This is a genomic window from Achromobacter sp. CF-sbj1-Ac2-l, from assembly GCF_052698165.1.
The window spans coordinates 2687582-2706641 of sequence record NZ_CP199855.1 but is presented as its reverse complement, the minus strand read 5'-3'; the positions used below and the strand labels follow the sequence as shown (position 1 = coordinate 2706641).

Genomic DNA, 19060 nt, shown 5'->3' with positions numbered 1-19060 from the left:
CCATTGAACGGCGCGGACAGAAACAAACGCAATAGTTTTCTTGCAAGACCGGCCAAGAATCTCATCCGAAAAATATCAGATTCTTGTAAGTTATGCAGAGATTTATGCGCGTACCGGGGGGATGACGACATGATCGCTGCGCAATCATTACGCATCGATGACTGGCCCCGATTTCGTTCAAGTTCTTGTCAGCATACGATTTTTTGCGCCATCGTCGCACTTCTGGCGGGCTTCTTCCGGGGTAAAAATACCCACACGCGATGCAGGGGGAATACGGATTGACCGGTTCCCCGTAACTGTGTGGAATGGCGCCCACGAAGCGTCGGCCAGGCCAGCATCCGAGCCCGGCGCGCTTCGCCGACGCCGGCCATCGTAGCCGGCCGGCTCGGATTCAATAATATGGAGAAGACTCTTGACCGTGCTGTCCCAAGCCAAGGCCGTCCTGGCCACCGCCCTCGCCGGCCTCTGTCTCAGCGGCGCCGCGCAAGCCGCTGACGCCTACCCGAACAAACCCATCCGCCTGATCGTGCCGTTCGCGGCCGGCGGCACCACCGATATCGTCGCCCGCGTGGTGGCCGAAGGCCTGGGCCGCGAACTCGGCCAGGCGGTGGTGGTGGAGAACCGCGGCGGCGGCGGCGGCTCGATCGGCGCCGACGCGCTGGTCCGCTCCGCCCCGGACGGCTATACCCTGGGCGTGGCCACTGTCAGCACCATGGCCACCAATCCGGCCACCAACCCCAAGAACCCGTACAACCCGCTCAAGGACTTCGCGCCCATCACCAATATGGTGAACGTGCCCAATGTGCTGACGGTGAACCCGGCGGTGCCGGCCAAGAACCTGGCCGAGTTCATCGCCCTGCTCAAGGCCAACCCCGGCAAGTACAGCTACGCCTCGTCCGGCGCCGGCGGCATCGGCCACCTGGACGGCGAACTGTTCAAGTCGCTGACCAAGACCGACATGGTGCACGTGCCGTACCGCGGCTCGGGCCCGGCGCTCAACGACGTGATCGCCGGCCAGGTCAACGCCCAGTTCGACAACCTGCCCTCGTCCATGCCGCACATCCAGGCCGGCAAGCTGCGCGCCCTGGCCGTGGCCGCGCCCAAGCGCCTGCCCGCCCTGCCGGACGTGCCGACCTTCTCGGAAGGCGGCCTGCCGGAAATGGACAACATGGCCTGGTACGGCCTGGTCGCGCCCGCCGGCACGCCCCAGGCGGTGATCGACCGCATCCACGACGCCGCCGTCAAGGCGCTGAAGGATCCGAAGATCATCCAGCGCCTGGCCGACGGCGGCTCGCTGGTCGACGGCAACACGCCGGCCGAATACGCCGCGCAGATCAAGCGTGAACTGGAGCTGCGCCAGCGCATCGCCAAGGAGCGCAACATCCAGTCGACGAACTGAGGCTTGTCACGCGGCATCGCCGCGTGACCCGGGCGGCCAGTCCGCCTGCCCGCCGCCACGCCGTGCCGGCGGGCCCTTTCCGAGGCCGCCGGCGCAATGCGCGCCCTGCGCGGCGCCAGATTCGGACCGTCCCACGCCACATCGGCGATCGCCGGGCATATGACGCGCCCGCGCTCTGCTACCATTTCGCCCGTGCGAATCGATTTCTCCCATCCTTCCGACACCGCTTGCGTGCTTTGCGCCCTGCGCTCGACCCTGTTGAGCTCGCAGGAAGTCGCCGCGCGTTCCGCCTACGCGCGTTCCAAGCCCGGCTAATCGCCGGCATCCCCCCTTCCCGCTTTCCGTCACCGGCCCGCCGCCGGCCGCCTGCACGCCCGTACCCTTGTCGCGCGCGGCGCGGTTCGAGGCCGGCCGGCGCGACCGCCCTGCCGCATGGTCGGGCGGTCTTGCCACGTTTTCCGTCCGCGCGCCGACTGTGACCGGCGGGCGGCGCCACGCCTTGATTGCCACCGAACGCCATGCAACTCACCAAGAAATTCGTCAAAGCCAAGAACCCCTGCGCGGGCGGCTACAAATGGTTCCTGCGCGACCACAACGGACAGGGGGACTATCAGGCGGTCCTCGATGCCCTGGTGGCCGACGGGCGCGTCGGTGACGCCTGCTGGCTGCTGGACCAGTTCGGGCCGACCGACGCGGTGTTGAAGCTGGACACGCTCGACGCCCACGCCATCGTCTTCGCCGGCACGCTGGAAGTGCGCATGGGCATCAACGTCGACAGCGTGGTGCGGGCCGGACGCAGCATCATCACCGGCGGCGGCATCCGCGCCGGGGAATCGATCGTGGCCGGCGAAAACATCACGGCCGGCGCCAACATCGCCAGCGCCGGCGATCTGCGCGCGGGCGGCGACGTGTCCGCCGAATGGGGCATCGAGGTCGCCACCGCCTTCGACTGCCGCGGCAACCTGCGCGCCAAGTGGGACATCTGCGCCGGCCAGGACCTGGCCGTGACCGGCCACTTGCGGGCCGGGCAGGACGTGCAGGTGCAAGGCGCCCTCAAATGCGGCCAGGGCATCAAGGCCGGCGGCGGCGTCCAGGCCGCCAAGGACATCGATGCCGCCTGCGGCATCCAGGCCGGCGCCAGCATCGCCTGCGGCGGCCACCTGGCCGCGGGCTGGGGACTGATCGCGGGCGAAGACATCCGCGCCGACGGCTCGATCCGCGCCGGCGAAGGCGTGCAGGCCGACGGCCGGATCGAGGCGGGCGACGGCCATGGCGTCTATGCCGGCCTGAACGTGCGCCTGGACGCCTGGGCGGTCTGCGCCCGGGTCCAGGCGCGCGAACGCCCGGCGCAACTGGTCAGCGGCCACTGGGCCGGCCAGGAAGAAGCCGCGCACGCGTAGCGCGGACGAAGCGGCAGGACGGCCACGTCCCGGAGCGCGCCCTCGCCCCGCCCGCGCGCGCGCGATGCGCCCCCGAGGTGTGCGCCGCGCGGCGAACATCCCGCGACGCGGCGGCAAACCGCGATCAGCCCCCCGAGCGCGCCGCCGGCGTGCGCAACACCAGCATCAGCCCCAGCAGGATCCCGGCCATGCCGCCCAGGCTCAGCAGCGACAGGCGGTTGCCCAGCACCAGGTAATCCAGCGCCGCGGTGCCGGCCGGCACCAGGTAGAACAGGCTGGTGACGTTGACCAGGTTGCCGGACTGGATCATGCGGTAGAACAGCAGCGTCGCGCCGACGGAGATCACCAGTCCCATCCACAGCAGCGGCAGCACGAATCCCGGGCTCCAATCCACGTGCAGCGGCTGGAACGGCGCGAACAGCAGGCACAGCGCCAGGCTGGCCACGTACTGCAGCGGCATCACGTCCGTCGGCGCCTGGCGCACGCGCTTTTGCAGGATGGCGCCGGCGGTCATGCTGAGCAGCGCCGCGAACGCGAAGGCCATGCCGGCGAGCGAGAAACGCGCCATGCCGATGCTCTGGAACATCACCATGCCCAATCCGCACAGGGCCAGCAGCAGCCCCGCCAGCCGCAGCGGCGGAAAGCGGCGCTCGAGCAGCGCCAGGGTCAGGATGGGTTGCGCCCCCAGCAGCGTGGCCAGCACGCCGGGCGTGATGCCGTGGTCCAGCGCCAGCAGATAGCAGATGGAATAGCTGCCGATCAGCAGCAGCCCGGTCAGCGCGACGATGCCGCGCGTGCCGGGCGCCGGCAGCCAGCGCCGGCGCCCAACGCAGAGCGCCAGCAGGACGACCAGCGCCAGGACGAAGCGCCACAGCAGGAAACCGAAGGCCGAGGCGTGCGCCAGGCCCCATTTGGCGAAGATCGCGCCGCCGCTCCACAGCAGCACGAACAAGGAAGTGGAGCCGTAGGCGGCCCACGCATTGCGATTGAAAGACATGAAGATTTCTACCTGTCGGGTATGGAACAGGCTCCCGCGGCGTGCACGCGTCTTGCGGCGCGCGAACGGATCAGGCGTGGACGCGCGGCGGGCGGGCGCGAACGCAAACGCGTCGGCGCATCAGCGCGGCGGATCCAGGCGATAAGGCGGGAGCGGGAAGTGTGCGGCGGTCAGCCGACGACGGCGGCCACGGGCGGATAGGCGCCCGCGACACCGACGACGACATCGCACGGCGGCGAAGCCACCGGCGGCGATACGACCGTCGAGACGACAGGAGAAACAACGGGAGGCGACACGCCCTGCCGCCGGCTTGCGCGCAGGCCGGCGCCGGCTGCGCGGGCAGCGAAGGCGGATTCGGCGGAAGGCGTGAGGTCGGGCATGTGAAGCGCGTCGGGTTCGGTGATGAACCCGTGTAGGCTACCGGCGCCGCGCGCCAGCGTCAAGTTGCGGGGCGCCCGCACGCAGCCGGCGACGCGCTTGACGACACCGGTCCGCACGTGCGGGGGCAGTTTGCACGTGCGGACGCGGCTCGCACCGCCGCCAAGGCGTCAAGCGCCGATGCGGCGCTGCTCGACGCCCAGGTCGCGCCAGGCCTCGCCGTGGCAGGTGAACATCAGGATCTGGTGGCGCGTGGCGGCATCGAACAGCGCACGCTTCATCAGGTCGCGCCGCTCGTCGTCGGTGTGCACCAGCGCATCGTCCAGCAACAGCAGCGTCGGCCGTCCGGCCTCGCGCAGCAGGTCGGCGTAGGCGAAGCGCGCCAGGATGCCCAATTGCTCGCGCGTACCGAAGCTGAGCGCGTCCAGCGGATCCTCGCCGCCCGCGCGTTGCAGGGCCGCGGGCAGCAGCGCCTCGTCCAGCCGCAGCGCGGACTCGGGGAACAGCAGCGCCAGATAGTGGCCCAGGCGCCGCGCCAGCGGCGCCTGCAGGCGCTGGGTGGCGGCGTCGCGCTTGCCGGCCAGCAGGGTGGACAGCAATTCGAGCGCCTGGGCGCGGCGCTGGAATTCGTCGCGGCGGCGCTGCAGGCGTTCGCAGGCGGCCTCGGCTTCGGACAGGCGTTCGCCCAGGCCCTGCGCGCCGGCCTGCTCCAGCTTGCCCAGCAACTGCTGGATCTCGCTGTGGCGCTTGTGCTGGGCGTCGCGTTCGATGGCGGCGGACTTTTCGTAGCGCTGCGCGTCCTGCTCCAGCAGCTCCGGACGCAGCGCCTCCAGCGCGGCCTGCGCCTGACGCAGGCGCTGTTCGAGCAGGTCGTGGCCGCTGCGGGCCTCGGCCAGCCGGCCGGCGCGGGCCTGGCGCTGCGCCGCGCGTTCGGGCGATTGCAGGTCGGCGCCGCGCGCGGCGGCCTGGGTTTCGAGCAACTGGGCGCGGGCGCTGTCGGCATCCAGGGCGCGCTGCGCGGCCGCCAGGGCCTGCTCGGCCTGCGCCGCGCTGGCCTCGGCATCGCGCAGCGCCTGGCGCGCGGCGGGCGCATCGGCATCGCCCGCCTCAGCCGCCGGCGGCAGCAACGCCAACCGCTCGGCCAGTTGCGCGCGCCGCGCCTGGGCTTCGTTGCGTTGGCCGCGCAGCGCGTCCACGCCCTTGGGCGCATGGATCGCCAGCGTCTTGCGCATGGCCTCCAGTTCGCGCTGCAGGTCGACGCCGCGCGCATGGCGTTCCTCGGCCTCGGCCACGTGCGCCACGCCCAGGCGCGACAGCAAGGCCGCGCTGGCCGCCTGCACGTCGGCCAGTTCGCGCTTGAGCGCCGGCAGGTCCTGGCCGCCCGGCTCGATGCGCAGCCGGCCCAGGCCGGGCAATTCGAGTTCAGCCGCCGCGGTCAGCAGCAACTCGCCGTTGCCGGCCAGCGCGGCGCCGTCCAGCCGGGCCTCGCGGCCCGCGTCCAGCGCGTACGACAGGCGCGTGGCGATGGCCTGCTGGCGCAGTTGCAGGTCGCCCAGCGCGCGTTCGCTCTTGCGCAGGGCCTGGATGTCGGCGTCGGCGATCTCGATGCGCACGGCTTCGGCCTTCAGGATCGTGCCCTGCTCGATCAGGCGGGTGGCTTCTTCGAGCGCGCCGTCCAGGCGCTCGATGTCGCGCGCCAACTGGTCGATCTGGTGTTCGAGGTCGCGCCGGTCGGCCACGGCTTGCACCGCAGCGACCCGCTGGCGCGCCTGCTCGGCGGCGGCGGCGTGCGTGTCGCGCAGCGCGCGGGCCCGGGCCAGCGGCTCCTGGGCCTGCTGGACCGCGGCGCGGGCGGCCCGCGCCTGCGCCGCCAGGGCCTGCAATTCGGATTCGTCCTGCTGGTCGCGGCGCACCTGTTCCTGCAGCACGGCCAAGGTTTCGGCCGCCTGGCGCTGTTCGCGTTGCAGCCCTTCGAGCGCCTCGCGTTCCTTGGCCACGGCCGCGAGCCGGGCGCGCGCCTCGGCGGCGCGGGCCTCGAAATCCTTCCAGGGCTGGCCGGCCTCGGCGCGCGCGTGCTCGGCGCGCAGCGTCGCCAGCCGGTCGACGTCGGCGTCGAGCTGGGCCTTGGCCTGGGCGCATTGGTCGCGCTCGGCCAGGGCGGCGGCGAGCGCGTCCTCGGCGTCCTTGTAGATGCCCTTGGGGCGGCCGTTGCGCGCATCCAGCAAGGCGGCGCGCTCGGCGGCGACGCGCTCGTAGAGCCGGTCGCCGTCGCCGGAGGCCAGCTCGCCCGACAACTGCGTCAGGGCCTCGCGCAGATGCCCGCCGGCGTGGCCGGCCGCGGCTTGCAGGTTCTGGCCGTCGCCCTGCTGGATCCACAGCAGGCCCGGCACGCCGGCCAGGTCGGGCTTGCTCTGGCCGCGCGCGGCCAGTTCGAAGCCCAGCAACGCGGCCAGTGCGTTCTCGGCTTCCTCGCCATCGAGCCGTTGCGCGCCGTCGTCGATCAGCAGTTCGCAGCGGGCCCGCGACAGGAAGTGTTTTTTCAGCAGGTAATCGTGGCCCGCATGGCTGAACGCCAGTTCGACGCCGGGGCGTGCGCCGCTCTCGCCGCGCGGCGCCAGGTCGGACACGGTACGGGTGCTGTAGCGTTCCAGGAACGCGGCGCGGATGGCCGCGGCCACCGTGCTCTTGCCGGCCTCATTCGGACCGACGAACAGGTTCAGGCCGTCCTGCAAGCCATCCAGCACCAGGGGCTGGCGGAATTTGCGGAATTCTTCCAGGGCGATGCGCGTGAGCTTCATTGCGCGCCTCCCGCCGCCGCGCCTTCGCGCTGGAACCGCAGCAGCAGCCGCAGGGCCTCGCCGGCCACCGCCGCCTGGTCGGGATCGGCCTGCATGGCCTGCAGTTGCGCGGCCACTTCGCCGACGTAGCCGCTCGCGCCCAGTTGCGCCAGGTCGGCCTCGTCGGGTTCGAGCAGCAGGCCGGAGAAGTCCGGCAGCACCGCCCTCGCCTGCGCCGCCGCCTGGTCCACGGCGCGTTGCAGCGCCTCCCAGGTCGGCACGTTGACGTGGCCCTGCAGTTCCAGCCGCAGCACGTCTTCGGCGCGCAGCGCCGCCAGGCGGTCGGCCAACGCCTGGGCGTCGGTCGGCAGGCTCAGGGTTTCGGTCCAGGCGGACCAGCGGTATTTGCCGGTGGCCACGCGTTCGACGCGTGGCGGGGCGCCCGGCGCATCGATGCGCACGTCCAGCGCATAGCCGGGTTCGTTGCCGCGAAAGCGGTCTTGCTCGGGCGTGCCGGCGTACCAGGTGCGTTCGTCGATGGCCAGGCAGCCGTGCCAATCGCCGAGCGCCAGGTAGTCGAGCCGCGCACGGGCGGCGCGGTCGGGCGCGATGGGGTTGGTGGCGTCGATGGTGTCGGGCAGGCGGCCGGCGACACTGCCATGGGCCAGGCCCACGCGGACGCGGCCGGGTTCGGATTCCAGCGCGTCGAAGGCCTGGGTGACGTCGTCGTAGGTATGACGCTGGGTCAGCGGCGCGGCCAGCACCGCGAGGTTCTGCGCTGGCAGGTCGACCACGCCAGTACGCAACGGCACCCGCACGTTGGGCGGGATGCAGCCCAGTTGCGCGGCGCGGCTCCAGACGCTGTCGGCCAGCGCCGCGTCGTGGTTGCCGGCGATCATGACCCACGGCCCGGCGTAGGCGGCCAGCGCGGCGAACAGGCGGCGGATGGTGCGGTCGGACACCGCCTGGGTGTCGAACACGTCGCCGGCCACCAGCACCGCGTCGACCTGGCGCTCGGCGGCAAGCGCGGCGATGCGCGCGACGACATCGAAGCGGGCCTCGGCCAGCAAGGCGGCGTCATCGGTTTCGAACTGGCCGTACTGACGGCCGATCTGCCAATCGGCGGTATGCAGGAAATGGGTCATGCCGCCGATTGTAGAGGCCGGCGTCGATTCCCTGTGGCCTCAACGGGCCTGCAAGTGTCGCGGCAATGTCGCGCCGCGCCCGCTGGAACAACGGCCCGGCCGGCATCGTGCGCCGGGCGGGCCGTCGGGACGCCGGCTTGTGGCCGGCGCCGGAGGCAAGGATGCGGGCAACAGGCCGGAATCAGGCGCCCTTGCCGCCCAGCACCAGCGGCCGCTCGGCCGAGGCCTGGCGGTCGTAGCGCGACAGAGCCAGGCCGTCGGTGCGGATCTGCGGGCGCTGGCCCAGCACCTGGTCGGCCACCAGCTTGCCGGAGCCGCAGGCCATGGTCCAGCCCAGCGTGCCGTGGCCGGTGTTCAGGAACAGGTTGCCGTAGCGGGTCGGGCCGACCACGGGCGTGCTGTCCGGCGTCATGGGGCGCAGGCCGGTCCAGAACTCGGCGCGGGCCACGTCGCCGCTGCCGGGGAACAGATCGTTGACCACCAGTTCCAGCGTCTTGCGGCGCGCGTCCTTCAGGCGCAGGTCGAAGCCCGACAGCTCGGCCATGCCGCCGACGCGGATGCGGTCGTCAAAGCGGGTGACGGCGATCTTGTAGGTCTCGTCCAGAATGGTGGAGACCGGCGCGGCGGCCTCGTCCTTCATGGGGATGGTGAGCGAATAGCCCTTGACCGGGTACACCGGCAGGTCCAGGCCGAGCGGCTCCAGGAAGCCGCGGGTGTAGCTGCCGAAGGCCGCGACGTAGCGGTCGGCCGTCAGCACCTCGTTGCCGACACGCACGCCGGTCACCTGCCCGCCGGCGGTGTTCAGGCCGGCGACGGACTGGTTATAGCGGAACTCCACGCCCAGCGCCGCGGCCATTGCGGCCAGGCGGGTGGTGAACAGGCGGCAGTCGCCGGTCTCGTCGTTGGGCAGTCGCAGGCCGCCGGCCAGCTTGTGCAGCGAGCGCGCCAGCGCCGGCTCGGCGCTCACCAGGCGGTTGCGGTCCAGCAGCTCGTAGGGCACGCCGACCTCTTCCAGCACCGCGATGTCGCGGCGCGCGGCTTCCATCTGGGCCTCGGTGCGGAACAACTGCAGCGTGCCGCGGGTGCGCTCTTCATAATGGATGCCGGTGTCGGCGCGCAGCTCGCGCAGGCAGTCGCGGCTGTATTCGGCCAGGCGCAGCATGCGTTCCTTGTTGACCGCGTAGCGCTCGGCCGAACAGTTGGCCAGCATCGCCGCCATCCACTTGAGCTGGTACAGGCTGCCGTCCAGGCGGATCGCCAGCGGCGCGTGCTTCTTGAACAGCCACTTGATGGCCTTCAGCGGAATGCCGGGCGCGGCCCAGGGCGTGGAATAGCCCGGCGACACCTGGCCGGCGTTGGCGTAGCTGGTCTCCTGGGCGGCGCCGGGCTGGCGGTCCAGCACCGTCACTTTGGCCCCCTGGCGGGCCAGGTAATAGGCCGTGGTGGTGCCGATGACGCCGCTGCCGAGGACGATGACGTGCATGATTCGTTCCGAAGTTTGGATTTGGTCAGGAATTTCGGTAGTCTATGAGCCTTATCACAGTGAAAATCACTGAAGATTTTCATTCGGCAGTGGTTTTTCCCGGCCAAGCTCCTTTTTTCGACCGCCAGAAGTGAAATGCGCGATCTCGATCGTATCGACCTGAAAATCCTGGATATCCTGCAGCGGGAAGGCCGTATTTCCGTCACGGAACTGGCCGAGCGCGTCAGCCTGTCGGCCACGCCCTGCTCCGACCGCGTCAAGCGCATGGAGCGCGAAGGCGTGATCTCCGGTTACCATGCGCGCGTCAACCCGGCGGCGCTCGGCAAGAACCTGCTGGTGTTCCTGGAGATCAAGCTTTCGGCCAAATCGGGCGACGTGTTCGACAAGGTCAAGAAAGAGCTGCTGTATGTGCCCGAGGTCATGGAGTGCCACCTGGTGTCGGGCGACTTCGACTACCTGGTCAAGGCCCGCCTGACCGAGATGAATGAATACCGCCGTCTGCTCGGCGAGATCCTCAAGCGCCTGCCCGCGTCGGCCGAATCGCGCAGCTATGTGGTGATGGAGGAGATCAAGGAGACGCTGTACCTGCCCGTCGACCGGTAGCAATTCCCGCGTCTTGTTACCGGACTTTGCGCCGCCTGCTGCTATGCTTTCGGCCCTTCCGGTCCGCCGGCGCGCAGGACCCGACCCCGATTTCCTGGCTTCATGACTATGACCCGTCTCTACAAGTACTTCTTCCGCGGCCTGATCACCGTGCTGCCGCTGGCGCTGACGATCTACCTGCTCTACATCTTCCTGGCCTGGACCGAGGCGGTGGCGCTGACCTTCCTGCGCCCGTTCATCGGCGGCTTCTATTTTCCGGGCCTGGGGCTGCTGCTGGGGATCCTGGGCATCCTGGCGATCGGCTACCTGGTGTCCAAGGAGCGCGTCAAGCGCGTGATGGCGCTGCTGGAAATGCCGTTCACCAACCTGCCGGTGGTCAAGAGCATCTACTCGTCGCTCAAGAGCTTCGCCGACTACTTCTCGCCCAGCTCCAAGGCCACCGCCCAGCAGGTCGTGATCCTGCGCATCCCGGGCCAGCAACTGGAGCTGGTCGGCCTGGTGACGCGCCGCAACCTGGACGGCCTGCCGGAAGGCTTCACGCAGGGCGACCGCGTGGCGGTGTACCTGCCGATGGGCTATATGATCGGGGGCTATACCGTATTCGTGCCGCAGGAATGGGTGCAGCCGATACAGATGTCGGTCGAGGAAGCCATGCGCTCGTCGCTGATCGCCTGGATGGCGCGCGCAGAAGCCCCCAGCGACCGCCCCGTGGCGCCCGCCGACGTGCCCCCGGCGCCCCCCGCGCCGCCGGCCCCGCCCGTTGGCGGCAACGCCCCCGGCGGCCAGGCCTGAACCGCCCGATCCCCATTCAACGCCCGTCCGTGCCATGCCCATCATCGAATTCACGCTTGCCGAAGGCAGCCCCTTTATTGAAGTCAACCAGTTGCTCAAGGCCACCGGCGTCTGCGACAGCGGCGGCGCCGGCAAGATGCTGGTGGCCGAAGGCCACGTGAGCGTGGGCGGCGTGGTCGAAACGCGCAAGACGGCCAAGATCCGTCCCGGCCAGATCGTCACCTGCGGCGACGTGCGTATCGTGGTGCGCGCGTCATGAAGTTCAAGATGTCGCAGAACTCCATCTTCGCGGTGCTGCTGCGCTCGCCGTGGTGGATGAGCGCCGGCGTGGCGCTGCTGCTGGCGGTGGGTGGATTCGCCGCGCTGCCGCTGGAGTATGCGGCCATGGGCGTGTTCGCCGCCGTGCCGTTCGCGGTGATCGCCATCATGGCGGCCTACAAGCAATTGCGCGCGCCGTCGGGCGCCCGCGTCGAGGCCGTGGCGCAGGCCGCCGCGGCCATGTCGTGGCAGCAGTTCGCCGCCACGGTCGAGGCCGGTTTTCGCCGCGATGGCTGCGAGGTCGAACGGCTGCAAGGCCCCGGCGCCGATTTCGCCTTGGCCAAGGACGGCCACGTCGCCATGGTCAGCGCCAAGCGCTGGAAGGCCGCGCGGGTCGGCGTCGAGCCGCTGCGCGAACTGCAGGCGGCGCGCGAGAAGCGCGGCGCGCGAGAAGCCATCTACATCGCGTTGGGCGAGGTGTCCGACAACGCCCTGCAATACGCCCGCGCCGAGGGCGTGTCGCTGATGACCGCGCCGGAACTGGCCAAGCTGCTGCGCGACCTGAAACCCTGACGACCGGCGCCGGCGCCATCCGCGCCCGGCGCCCCTTCCGCCCGTCGCCACGAACGCGTCGTGTCGGCCCCGTCGCCCCGGCGACAGCGGATGCCCACCGGAGGAATGCCCGCATGATCCCTCGCCTGCTGGCCGACGCCGTCCTGATCATTCACGGCCTGTTCGTCGCCTTCGTCGTGTTCGGCGGCCTGCTGGCGCTGTGGCGCTGGCGCCTGGCCTACCTGCACCTGCCGGCGCTGGCCTGGGGCGCGATGGTCGTCGGCATGGGCTGGATCTGCCCGCTGACGCCGCTGGAAGTCTCGCTGCGCCAGCAGGCGGGCCAGCAAGGCTATGCCGGCGGCCTCGTCGAGCACTATATCCTGGCGCTGATCTACCCGGACGGCCTGACGCGCGGCGTCCAGGTCGCGCTGGCGCTGCTGCTGGTCGCCGGCAACCTCGTCATCTACACCCTCTGGGCGCGTCGCCGCCTTGCCCGCCGCGTCCGCGCGGCGGGCGCCCGAACCTAGGAACCGACCCGATGAGCTTTCTGAAGAAACTGCTCGGCAAGCAAGCCGCTCCCGCCGACGCCGCCGCGCACGCCGATCAGCCCGCGCCGCAGCCCGCAGACGCGGCGGCCGCTGACACACAGGCGCCGCAGGACGCCGACATGATCCGCGCCTACGACGCCTACGGCCGCGAGATCTTCGTGCCGCGCGACCAGTGGCGCGACAACGTGCTGGCCGGCGCCATCGAGCGCCATTGGGACGACCCCGACTCGCTCGCCGGCCTGATCATCCAGTCGCTCGGCGACGGCTTCATCGATGAAATGGTCAGGCCCGCCGACCGACTGGTCGAACTGCAACCCGGCGCCGAGCGCGGCGTGGTGCTGCAGGCCATCGTCTACATGAAGACCGGCCGGCTCGACGACGCCGAACGGGTGCTGCGCGATTTCATGGCCGCGCACGGCGAGACCGGCATCGTCCTGACCAACCTGGCCAAGATCCAGGACGAGCGCGGCGACGAGGCCGGCGCCCTGGCCACGCTGTGGCATGCGCTGGAGCTGGATCCCAACCAGGACAACGGCCTGGGCTGGTACGAGGCGATCCACCGCGAACACGGCGGCGACGCCGCCGGCGTGGCCGCCATGCGCAAGGTCGCCGCCCTGCCCGGGAGCTGGCGCGCGCAACTGTGGCTGGCGCACGGTGAACTGGGCGCGCACAACCTGTCCGGCGCGCTCGCCATGTATGAAGAATCGCTCGCCCGCGCCGGCACGCCCGCGCCCGCCGACCTGCTGGCGCAGATGAGCGGCGACCTGGGCAACGCCGGCGCGATCGAGCCGATCGTGCAACTGGCCGGGCCGCGCTTCGAGGCCGCCCACCACGGCATCCAGGTCGGCAACAACCTGATCCGCGCCTACGTCGAACTGGGCCGCCACGACGAGGCCCGCGCCATACTCGACCAGCTCTACGCGCAGCAGCGCCCCGACTGGAAGGACAACCTGGGCTATTGGGACACCGAACTGGCGCGCGCCGCGCTGGGTGACGGCGCCACCGAACCGGCGCAGATGCGGCTGGCGATGCTGCTGGGCCGCGGCCCGGTCTGGCTGACGCCCGATTCGCCCGCGGCGGCGCTGTTCACGCCGGTGACGCCCGACCGTCCGCTGGTGTCGTTCCTGGGCGGCTCGGCCGAGATCGGCGCCGCGCCCGAAGGCGCCGAGCGGCAACTGGCCGACGCCACCGGCCGCCTGAGCCGCGCGCTGCCGCTGTACTTCAACGAACAACTGGCGCTGCGCTGCGGCCTGCGCACGCAGACGCTGGTGCCGTGGCTGACCGAGCCGCATCCCGGCTTCCTGCTGAGCGGCGCGGCCTGGGACGACACCGACGCCATCGGCTACGCGCAGCAATGCGAGGCGCAGAGCGATTACGTGGTGATCTCGCACCTGGTCACCGTGGCCGAGCCGTGGCGCGCCGAGGTGCGCCTGGTGCGCACCGAGGACGCCGAGTGCATCGGCGCGTTGTCGGCCGAATTCCCGATGGCCGATCCGACCGCCGCGATCCAGCGCCTGACCGAGGAACTGGTGGCGCTGGTCGGCCGCGCCACCGCGCAGGCGCCGCTGGCGGCGCCTGCCAACTACACGGTGCCGGACGGCGCCGCCTTCCCGTACTACCTGTTGCGCCTGGAACAGTTGCTGGCCGTGCGCTGCAACGGCGCCGACCCGGACCAGCCGGGCCAGCTCAATGGCGAACGCGAGATCATTGACGGCAACCTGCGCCAGTGCCTGGACTTCCCGCGCAGCGTCAACGCGCGCCTGCTGCTGGCGCAGACGGTGCGCGCCATGAAGAAGGTGCGGCCGGATGTGGCGGGCGAGTTCGAGGAAAAGATCGCGCGGCTGCAACGTGAACAGCCGCTGGCGGCGCCGGCGCAGGCCGCCGTGCAGGCCTTGTTGGACTGAGCTCCCGGCAGGCCCTGCCGGCGCGCAGCGTCAACCATGCCGCCGGCGCCCGCGGGCCGCCCGCCTGGGCCGACACCGCCCACGCGTCGCGCCGTCCTACAAAGCGCGCGCGATCACCAGCCGCTGGATGTCGCTGGTGCCTTCGTAGATCTGGCACACGCGCACATCGCGGTAGATGCGTTCCACCGGGAAGTCGGCCAGGTAGCCGTAGCCGCCCAGCGTCTGGATGGCGGCCGAGCAGACCTTCTCGGCCATCTCGGAGGCGAACAGCTTGGCCATCGAGGCCTCGGTCAGCGCCGGCCTGCCGGCCTCGCGCAGCGCCGCCGCGTGCAGCACCATCTGCCGCGCGGCGTGGATCTGCGTGGCCATGTCGGCCAGCCGGAACGACACCGCCTGGTGCTCCATGATGGGCTTGCCGAAGGCCTGGCGGTCGCGCGCATAGTCGCGCGCGCATTCGAACGCCGCGCGCGCCATGCCGACCGACTGCGAGGCGATGCCGATGCGGCCGCCCTCCAGGTTCGACAGCGCGATCTTGTAGCCCTCGCCCTCCTCGCCCAGCCGCCACGCGGCGGGAATGCGCATATCCTCGAAGGCGATCTGGCAGGTGTCGGACAGGTGTTGGCCGAGCTTGTCCTCGACCCGCACCACCTGGTAGCCCGGGGTGTCGGTCGGCACGATGAAGGCCGAGATGCCGCGCTTGCCGGCCTGCGGATCGGTCACCGCGAACACGATCACCAGTTGGCCCGTGCGGCCCGAGGTGATGAACTGCTTGGCGCCGTTGAGCACGTAGTGGTCGCCGTCGCGCACCGCGCGGGTGCGCAGGCTGCTGGCGTCGGAGCCGGCCTGCGGCTCGGTCAGGGCGAAACCGCCGATGGCCGCGCCCGTGGCCAGCGGCCGCAGGAACAGGTCTTTCTGCGCGTCGCTGCCGTACTTCAGGATCGGCATGCAGGCGACCGAGTTGTGCACGCTCATGATGGTCGAGCAGGCGCCATTGCCCGCCGCGATCTCCTCGAGCGCCACGGCGTACGACAGGTAGCCGCTGGCGTTGCCGTCCCATTCCTCCGGCACCAGCATGCCGAAGAATCCCAGGTCGGCCATCTCGCGAATGGCGTCGGCCGGATAGTGGTGTTCGCGGTCCCAGCGCTCGGAATTGGGCGCCAGGCGTTCCTGGGCGAAACGGCGCGCCATGTCCTGGACGCTGAGCTGTTCTTCGGTCAATAGCATGTTCGATGTCTCCTGGTCGGGCAGTGCCGGACTGGCGCGGGTGGCCGCCGTCCGTGTTCTCTTGCGCGGGCCGGCGTCCGGGATGCGGGGCGGGCTCGCCTGCGAGGATACACCGGCGGCCGGCGGCGTGCCCTACCCCGCGGGATCGTCCAGGATGCCGACCACGAACTCGATGAACGCGCGCACCTTGGCAGCGGGCAGATGGCGGGAAGGATACAGCGCGTAGAGGGCGTAGCGGTCACCGACATAGTCCGGCAATAACTCGACCAGCTCGCCTTTGCGGATCAGTTCACGCACGCCGCTGGCCTTGAAACGGGCGATGCCCGCGCCCGCCAGGCACGCGCCCAGCATCGTCCAGCCGTCGGACAGGTGCAATTGGCCCGAGGTATGCGCCTGCGTGGTCCGACCGTTCTTGCGGTACGACCACGCCAACGGCTGGCCGGTCATGGGACTGCGCATCTGGATGCAGGCATGACGCGCCAGATCGGCCGGCGTCGCGGGCGCGCCATGCTTGCGCACATAGGACGGCGCGGCCACGGTCAGCGAACGGGTATCGAGCAGCTTGCGCGATACCAGCGAGGAAGACGGCGGCTCGCCGAAGCGGATCGCCACGTCGAAGCCCTCGGACACCAGGTCTCCCAATTGCTCGCGCGTGGCCAGATCGAGCGTCAGCTCGGGATGCGCCTGCAGAAACCGCCCCACGTGGGGCGCCAGGATCAGACGGGCGAAAAAGGCATCGGCGTTGACGCGCAGGCGGCCCTTGACCGCCACCGACGCGCCGCTGGCGCTGTCGATCGCTTCGCCGATGCCGGCGACGAGCGGATTGATCTGTTCGTACAGCCGACGCCCCTCTTCGGTCAGCGCCACCGCCCGCGTGGTGCGGTCCAGCAGTCGCACGCCAACGCCGGCCTCCAGCCGGCTCACGGCGCGGCTGACCCCGGAGGCTGTGATTCCGAGCGTTTGCGCCGCGCGCGCGAAGCTGCCGCTTTCCACCACGGCGGCCAATACGCCGATATTCGCCAATATGCGGCCATCCATCGAGACATTCCAGATAAGTGAGCAAACGTCATGAATGTTATGACTGAATTGCCATTCTCTCAATGATCGCCAGCGCCTACGATGCGTTCCGGCGTGATCGATCCGCATCCCGCCCCCCACCTGGAGAGAATCCCATGTATGCCATTACCGGAATCAGCGGCAAGGTCGGCGGCGCGCTCGCCGCCTCTTTGCTGCAAGCGGGCCTGCCCGTGCGCGCCGTGCTGCGCAACCCCGCCAACGCCGCCGCCTGGATCGCCCGCGGCTGCGACGTGGCCATCGCCGACATGACCGATGCCGACGCCTTGGCGCGCGCCTTCGCCGGGGCCGACGGGGTATTCATCCTGCCGCCGTCCGAATTCGATCCGAGGCCCGGCTTTCCCGAGGCCCGCGCCGTCATCGACGCGGTCACCTCCGCCATTGCGCTGGGCCAACCCGCCAAGGTCGTGTGCCTGTCGACCATCGGCGCCCAGTCCGACCAGCAGAACCTGCTGACCCAGCGCACCCTGATGGAACAGGCGCTGCGCCGCCTGCCATTGCCGGTGACGCTGCTGCGCCCGGGCTGGTTCATGGAGAACCTGGCCTGGGATGTCGCCAGCGCGCGCGACCAGGGCGTCATCGACTCGTACCTGCAACCGCTGGAGCGCGCCATTCCGATGGTGGCCACGGCCGACGTCGGCCGGGTCGGCGCGCAACTGCTGCGGGAAGACTGGACCGGCCTGCGTGTGGTGGAACTGGAGGGCCCGCAACGGGTCAGTCCGCTCGATGCCGCCCGGGCCTTTGCCGAGGTGCTGGGCCGGTCGGTGGCCGTCCGCGCCGTGCCGCGCGAGCGCTGGGGCGCGCTGTTCACGGCCCAGGGCATGCGCGATCCGATCCCCCGCATTCAGATGCTGGACGGCTTCAATGAAGGGTGGATCGACTTCGAAGGTCCGCGCGACCGGATCATCAAGGGCCAGGTCGCCCTGGTGGATGTGGTGCGCGCGCTGACGACCGCCGTCAGCCGCAATGCGGATGCTGCTTGAGCCGTTCCTGGAAGTCCCGCGCCAACTGATCCATGCGGATGGTCGCGAAGTGTTCCAGCAGCAGCCGGCGCGACTCGGCCATCGCGCCTTCCAGCCCGGCGTTGACGGCCTGCTCCACCAGGCACTTCGGTTCGCTCTGGTCCAGCCCGAGCGCGAAGATCGGCGGCTCGCCCAGCGCCTGGTAGACGTCCAGCAGCGTCAGCTCGGACAACGGGCGCGTCAGCACCCAGCCGCCGCCGTGGCCCTTTTCCGATTGCACGTAGCCGCGATCGCGCAGGCCGGACATCATGCGCCGCACCACCACGGGATTGGTGCTCAGCATCTTGCCGATGGTCTCGGAAGTCAGCGGCGCGTCCTGCTCCGCCATGTGCAGCAGCACGTGCAGCATGCGGGACAGGCGGTTATCACTGCGCATGGAAAGACTCCTGGTTCATGGTTTGAAACATTATAAGTTGCATGACCGGGCGGGATCGCCGTATCATGCAACTTTTAAAGTATCGATATAGCGATGAAGCCCGAAAAACTGCCCCCCTGCTACGACGCCATCATCATCGGCGGCAGCTTCGCCGGCCTGTCGGCCGCGATGCAGTTGGCCCGTGCCCGCCGCCGCATCGCGCTGGTGGATGCCGGCCTGCCACGCAACCGCTTTGCCGCGCATTCGCACGGGTTCCTGGGCCAGGACGGCAAGACGCCGGCCGAGATCGTCGCCGTTGGACGCGCCCAACTGGGCGCCTACCGCACCGTGGACTTCATTGACGGCGCCGCCGCCAGCGCCGCCGGCGAATCGGGCCGCTTCCTCGTCACCATGGAAGATGGCCGCGAACTGCGAGGCGCCCGCCTTATCCTGGCCATCGGCGTGCGCGACGAACTGCCCGCGCTACCCGGCCTGCGGGAACGCTGGGGCCGGACGGTGCTGCATTGCCCCTACTGCCATGGCTATGAAGTGGCCGACCAGCCGCTCGGCGTGCTGGCCGCCCACCCTATGTCCTCGCACCAGGCCGCGCTGCTGCCCGATTGGGGCCCCACCACCTATTTCACCCAGGGCGAGTTCGAGCCGGACGCCGAGCAGGCCGCGCTGCTGACCGCCCGTGGCGTGCGCATCGAGCGCACCCCGGTGACGCAGTTGCTCGGCCCGGCGCCGCGCATCGACGCGGTGCAGTTGGCCGATGGCCGCCGCCTGCTGGTCAATGCATTGTTCGTCGCCAGCCGCGTGCACATGGCCAGCCCGCTGGCAATGCAGTTGGGCTGCGCCTTCGACGAGGGCTTGCTGGGGCCTTACCTGCGGGTCGACGATTTCAAGCAGACCACGGTGCCGGGCGTCTACGCCGCGGGCGATGCCAGCCTGCAGATGGGCAATGCCACGCTGGCCAGCGCCTCGGGCGTGATGGCTGGGATCGGCGTGCACCAGTCGCTGGTGCGCGATGACCCCGTCAAGTGCTGGCGCGCGCAGGCCAGCCGGCCGGTGTAGGCATGCGCGCGGTCCGCGTCGCGTACGCAGTGAAAGGCGCGGCGGGGATCCCGGCTGATGCCGGCGGCGCGACGT

At 70.3% G+C, this 19060-nt stretch carries 18 protein-coding genes; 10 read left to right on the top strand and 8 right to left on the bottom strand.

What is annotated here, in order from left to right:
- Positions 1-412: 412 nt before the first annotated feature.
- Positions 413-1399, top strand: coding sequence for a Bug family tripartite tricarboxylate transporter substrate binding protein (locus tag ACUDCK_RS12430; protein ID WP_054502696.1), 987 nt, complete (start codon positions 413-415; stop codon positions 1397-1399).
- A 518-nt stretch (positions 1400-1917) separates the two neighbouring features.
- A complete protein-coding gene (locus ACUDCK_RS12425; RefSeq protein ID WP_054502697.1) occupies positions 1918-2799 on the top strand; it encodes a hypothetical protein in 882 nt (293 codons plus the stop codon).
- 124 nt (positions 2800-2923) lie between these two features.
- Here ACUDCK_RS12425 and ACUDCK_RS12420 read toward each other — a convergent pair whose 3' ends face one another.
- The 5 genes from ACUDCK_RS12420 to ACUDCK_RS12400 all read right to left on the bottom strand — a co-directional run bounded on the left by ACUDCK_RS12420 (position 2924) and on the right by ACUDCK_RS12400 (position 9579).
- On the bottom strand, positions 2924-3796 hold the full coding sequence (locus ACUDCK_RS12420; protein WP_175167381.1) for a DMT family transporter: 873 nt from the start codon (positions 3794-3796) through the stop codon (positions 2924-2926).
- A 170-nt stretch (positions 3797-3966) separates the two neighbouring features.
- Positions 3967-4176 (bottom strand): hypothetical protein, encoded by a 210-nt coding sequence (locus ACUDCK_RS12415; protein ID WP_175167382.1) that lies wholly within the window; start codon positions 4174-4176, stop codon positions 3967-3969.
- A 168-nt stretch (positions 4177-4344) separates the two neighbouring features.
- Complete coding sequence (locus ACUDCK_RS12410; RefSeq protein ID WP_175167383.1) at positions 4345-6972, bottom strand: AAA family ATPase; 2628 nt, start codon at positions 6970-6972, stop codon at positions 4345-4347.
- The gene (locus ACUDCK_RS12405) at positions 6969-8096 is read right to left on the bottom strand and encodes a metallophosphoesterase family protein (RefSeq protein ID WP_064527652.1); all 1128 of its coding nucleotides are present in this window, start codon (positions 8094-8096) and stop codon (positions 6969-6971) included. Before ACUDCK_RS12405 ends, ACUDCK_RS12410 begins: the two co-directional genes overlap by 4 nt.
- Before the next feature lie 181 nt (positions 8097-8277).
- Complete coding sequence (locus ACUDCK_RS12400; RefSeq protein WP_175167384.1) at positions 8278-9579, bottom strand: D-amino acid dehydrogenase; 1302 nt, start codon at positions 9577-9579, stop codon at positions 8278-8280.
- Between the two features lie 135 nt (positions 9580-9714).
- Between ACUDCK_RS12400 and ACUDCK_RS12395 the strand changes: the two genes are divergently transcribed.
- The 6 genes from ACUDCK_RS12395 (at position 9715) to ACUDCK_RS12370 (ending at position 14236) form a co-directional block, all read left to right on the top strand.
- A complete protein-coding gene (locus tag ACUDCK_RS12395; RefSeq protein WP_006394672.1) occupies positions 9715-10182 on the top strand; it encodes a winged helix-turn-helix transcriptional regulator in 468 nt (155 codons plus the stop codon).
- 108 nt (positions 10183-10290) lie between these two features.
- Positions 10291-10974 (top strand): DUF502 domain-containing protein, encoded by a 684-nt coding sequence (locus ACUDCK_RS12390; RefSeq protein ID WP_144655078.1) that lies wholly within the window; start codon positions 10291-10293, stop codon positions 10972-10974.
- A 34-nt stretch (positions 10975-11008) separates the two neighbouring features.
- Positions 11009-11233 carry an RNA-binding S4 domain-containing protein gene (locus tag ACUDCK_RS12385; RefSeq protein WP_049073430.1) on the top strand — a complete coding sequence of 75 codons (225 nt, stop codon included), beginning with the start codon at positions 11009-11011 and terminating at the stop codon, positions 11231-11233.
- Positions 11230-11805: a restriction endonuclease gene (locus ACUDCK_RS12380; RefSeq protein ID WP_175167385.1), complete on the top strand. Its 576-nt coding sequence runs from the start codon at positions 11230-11232 to the stop codon at positions 11803-11805. Before ACUDCK_RS12385 ends, ACUDCK_RS12380 begins: the two co-directional genes overlap by 4 nt.
- Positions 11806-11918: 113 nt before the next feature.
- Entirely contained in the window at positions 11919-12311 is a 393-nt protein-coding gene (locus tag ACUDCK_RS12375; protein WP_175167386.1) for a DUF2784 domain-containing protein, read from the top strand.
- An 11-nt stretch (positions 12312-12322) separates the two neighbouring features.
- The gene (locus tag ACUDCK_RS12370; protein ID WP_175167387.1) at positions 12323-14236 is read left to right on the top strand and encodes a tetratricopeptide repeat protein; all 1914 of its coding nucleotides are present in this window, start codon (positions 12323-12325) and stop codon (positions 14234-14236) included.
- Positions 14237-14332: 96 nt separating this feature from the next.
- Here ACUDCK_RS12370 and ACUDCK_RS12365 read toward each other — a convergent pair whose 3' ends face one another.
- Together ACUDCK_RS12365 and ACUDCK_RS12360 are read right to left on the bottom strand one after the other, a co-directional pair.
- Positions 14333-15460 carry an acyl-CoA dehydrogenase family protein gene (locus ACUDCK_RS12365; RefSeq protein ID WP_175167388.1) on the bottom strand — a complete coding sequence of 376 codons (1128 nt, stop codon included), beginning with the start codon at positions 15458-15460 and terminating at the stop codon, positions 14333-14335.
- Positions 15461-15592: 132 nt separating this feature from the next.
- Positions 15593-16498, bottom strand: coding sequence for a LysR family transcriptional regulator (locus tag ACUDCK_RS12360; RefSeq protein WP_175167389.1), 906 nt, complete (start codon positions 16496-16498; stop codon positions 15593-15595).
- A 134-nt stretch (positions 16499-16632) separates the two neighbouring features.
- Here ACUDCK_RS12360 and ACUDCK_RS12355 point away from each other — a divergent pair, with 134 nt between their 5' ends.
- Positions 16633-17517: an NmrA family NAD(P)-binding protein gene (locus ACUDCK_RS12355; RefSeq protein WP_054502708.1), complete on the top strand. Its 885-nt coding sequence runs from the start codon at positions 16633-16635 to the stop codon at positions 17515-17517.
- On the opposite strand, the gene ACUDCK_RS12350 is transcribed toward ACUDCK_RS12355, so the two are convergent.
- Positions 17492-17932 carry an Rrf2 family transcriptional regulator gene (locus ACUDCK_RS12350; RefSeq protein ID WP_064528104.1) on the bottom strand — a complete coding sequence of 147 codons (441 nt, stop codon included), beginning with the start codon at positions 17930-17932 and terminating at the stop codon, positions 17492-17494. The two genes, ACUDCK_RS12355 and ACUDCK_RS12350, sit on opposite strands and share 26 nt — an antisense overlap.
- 93 nt (positions 17933-18025) lie before the next feature.
- Between ACUDCK_RS12350 and ACUDCK_RS12345 the strand changes: the two genes are divergently transcribed.
- Positions 18026-18985, top strand: a complete 960-nt coding sequence (locus ACUDCK_RS12345; RefSeq protein WP_116793175.1) for an NAD(P)/FAD-dependent oxidoreductase — start codon at positions 18026-18028, stop codon at positions 18983-18985.
- Positions 18986-19060 lie beyond the last annotated feature (75 nt).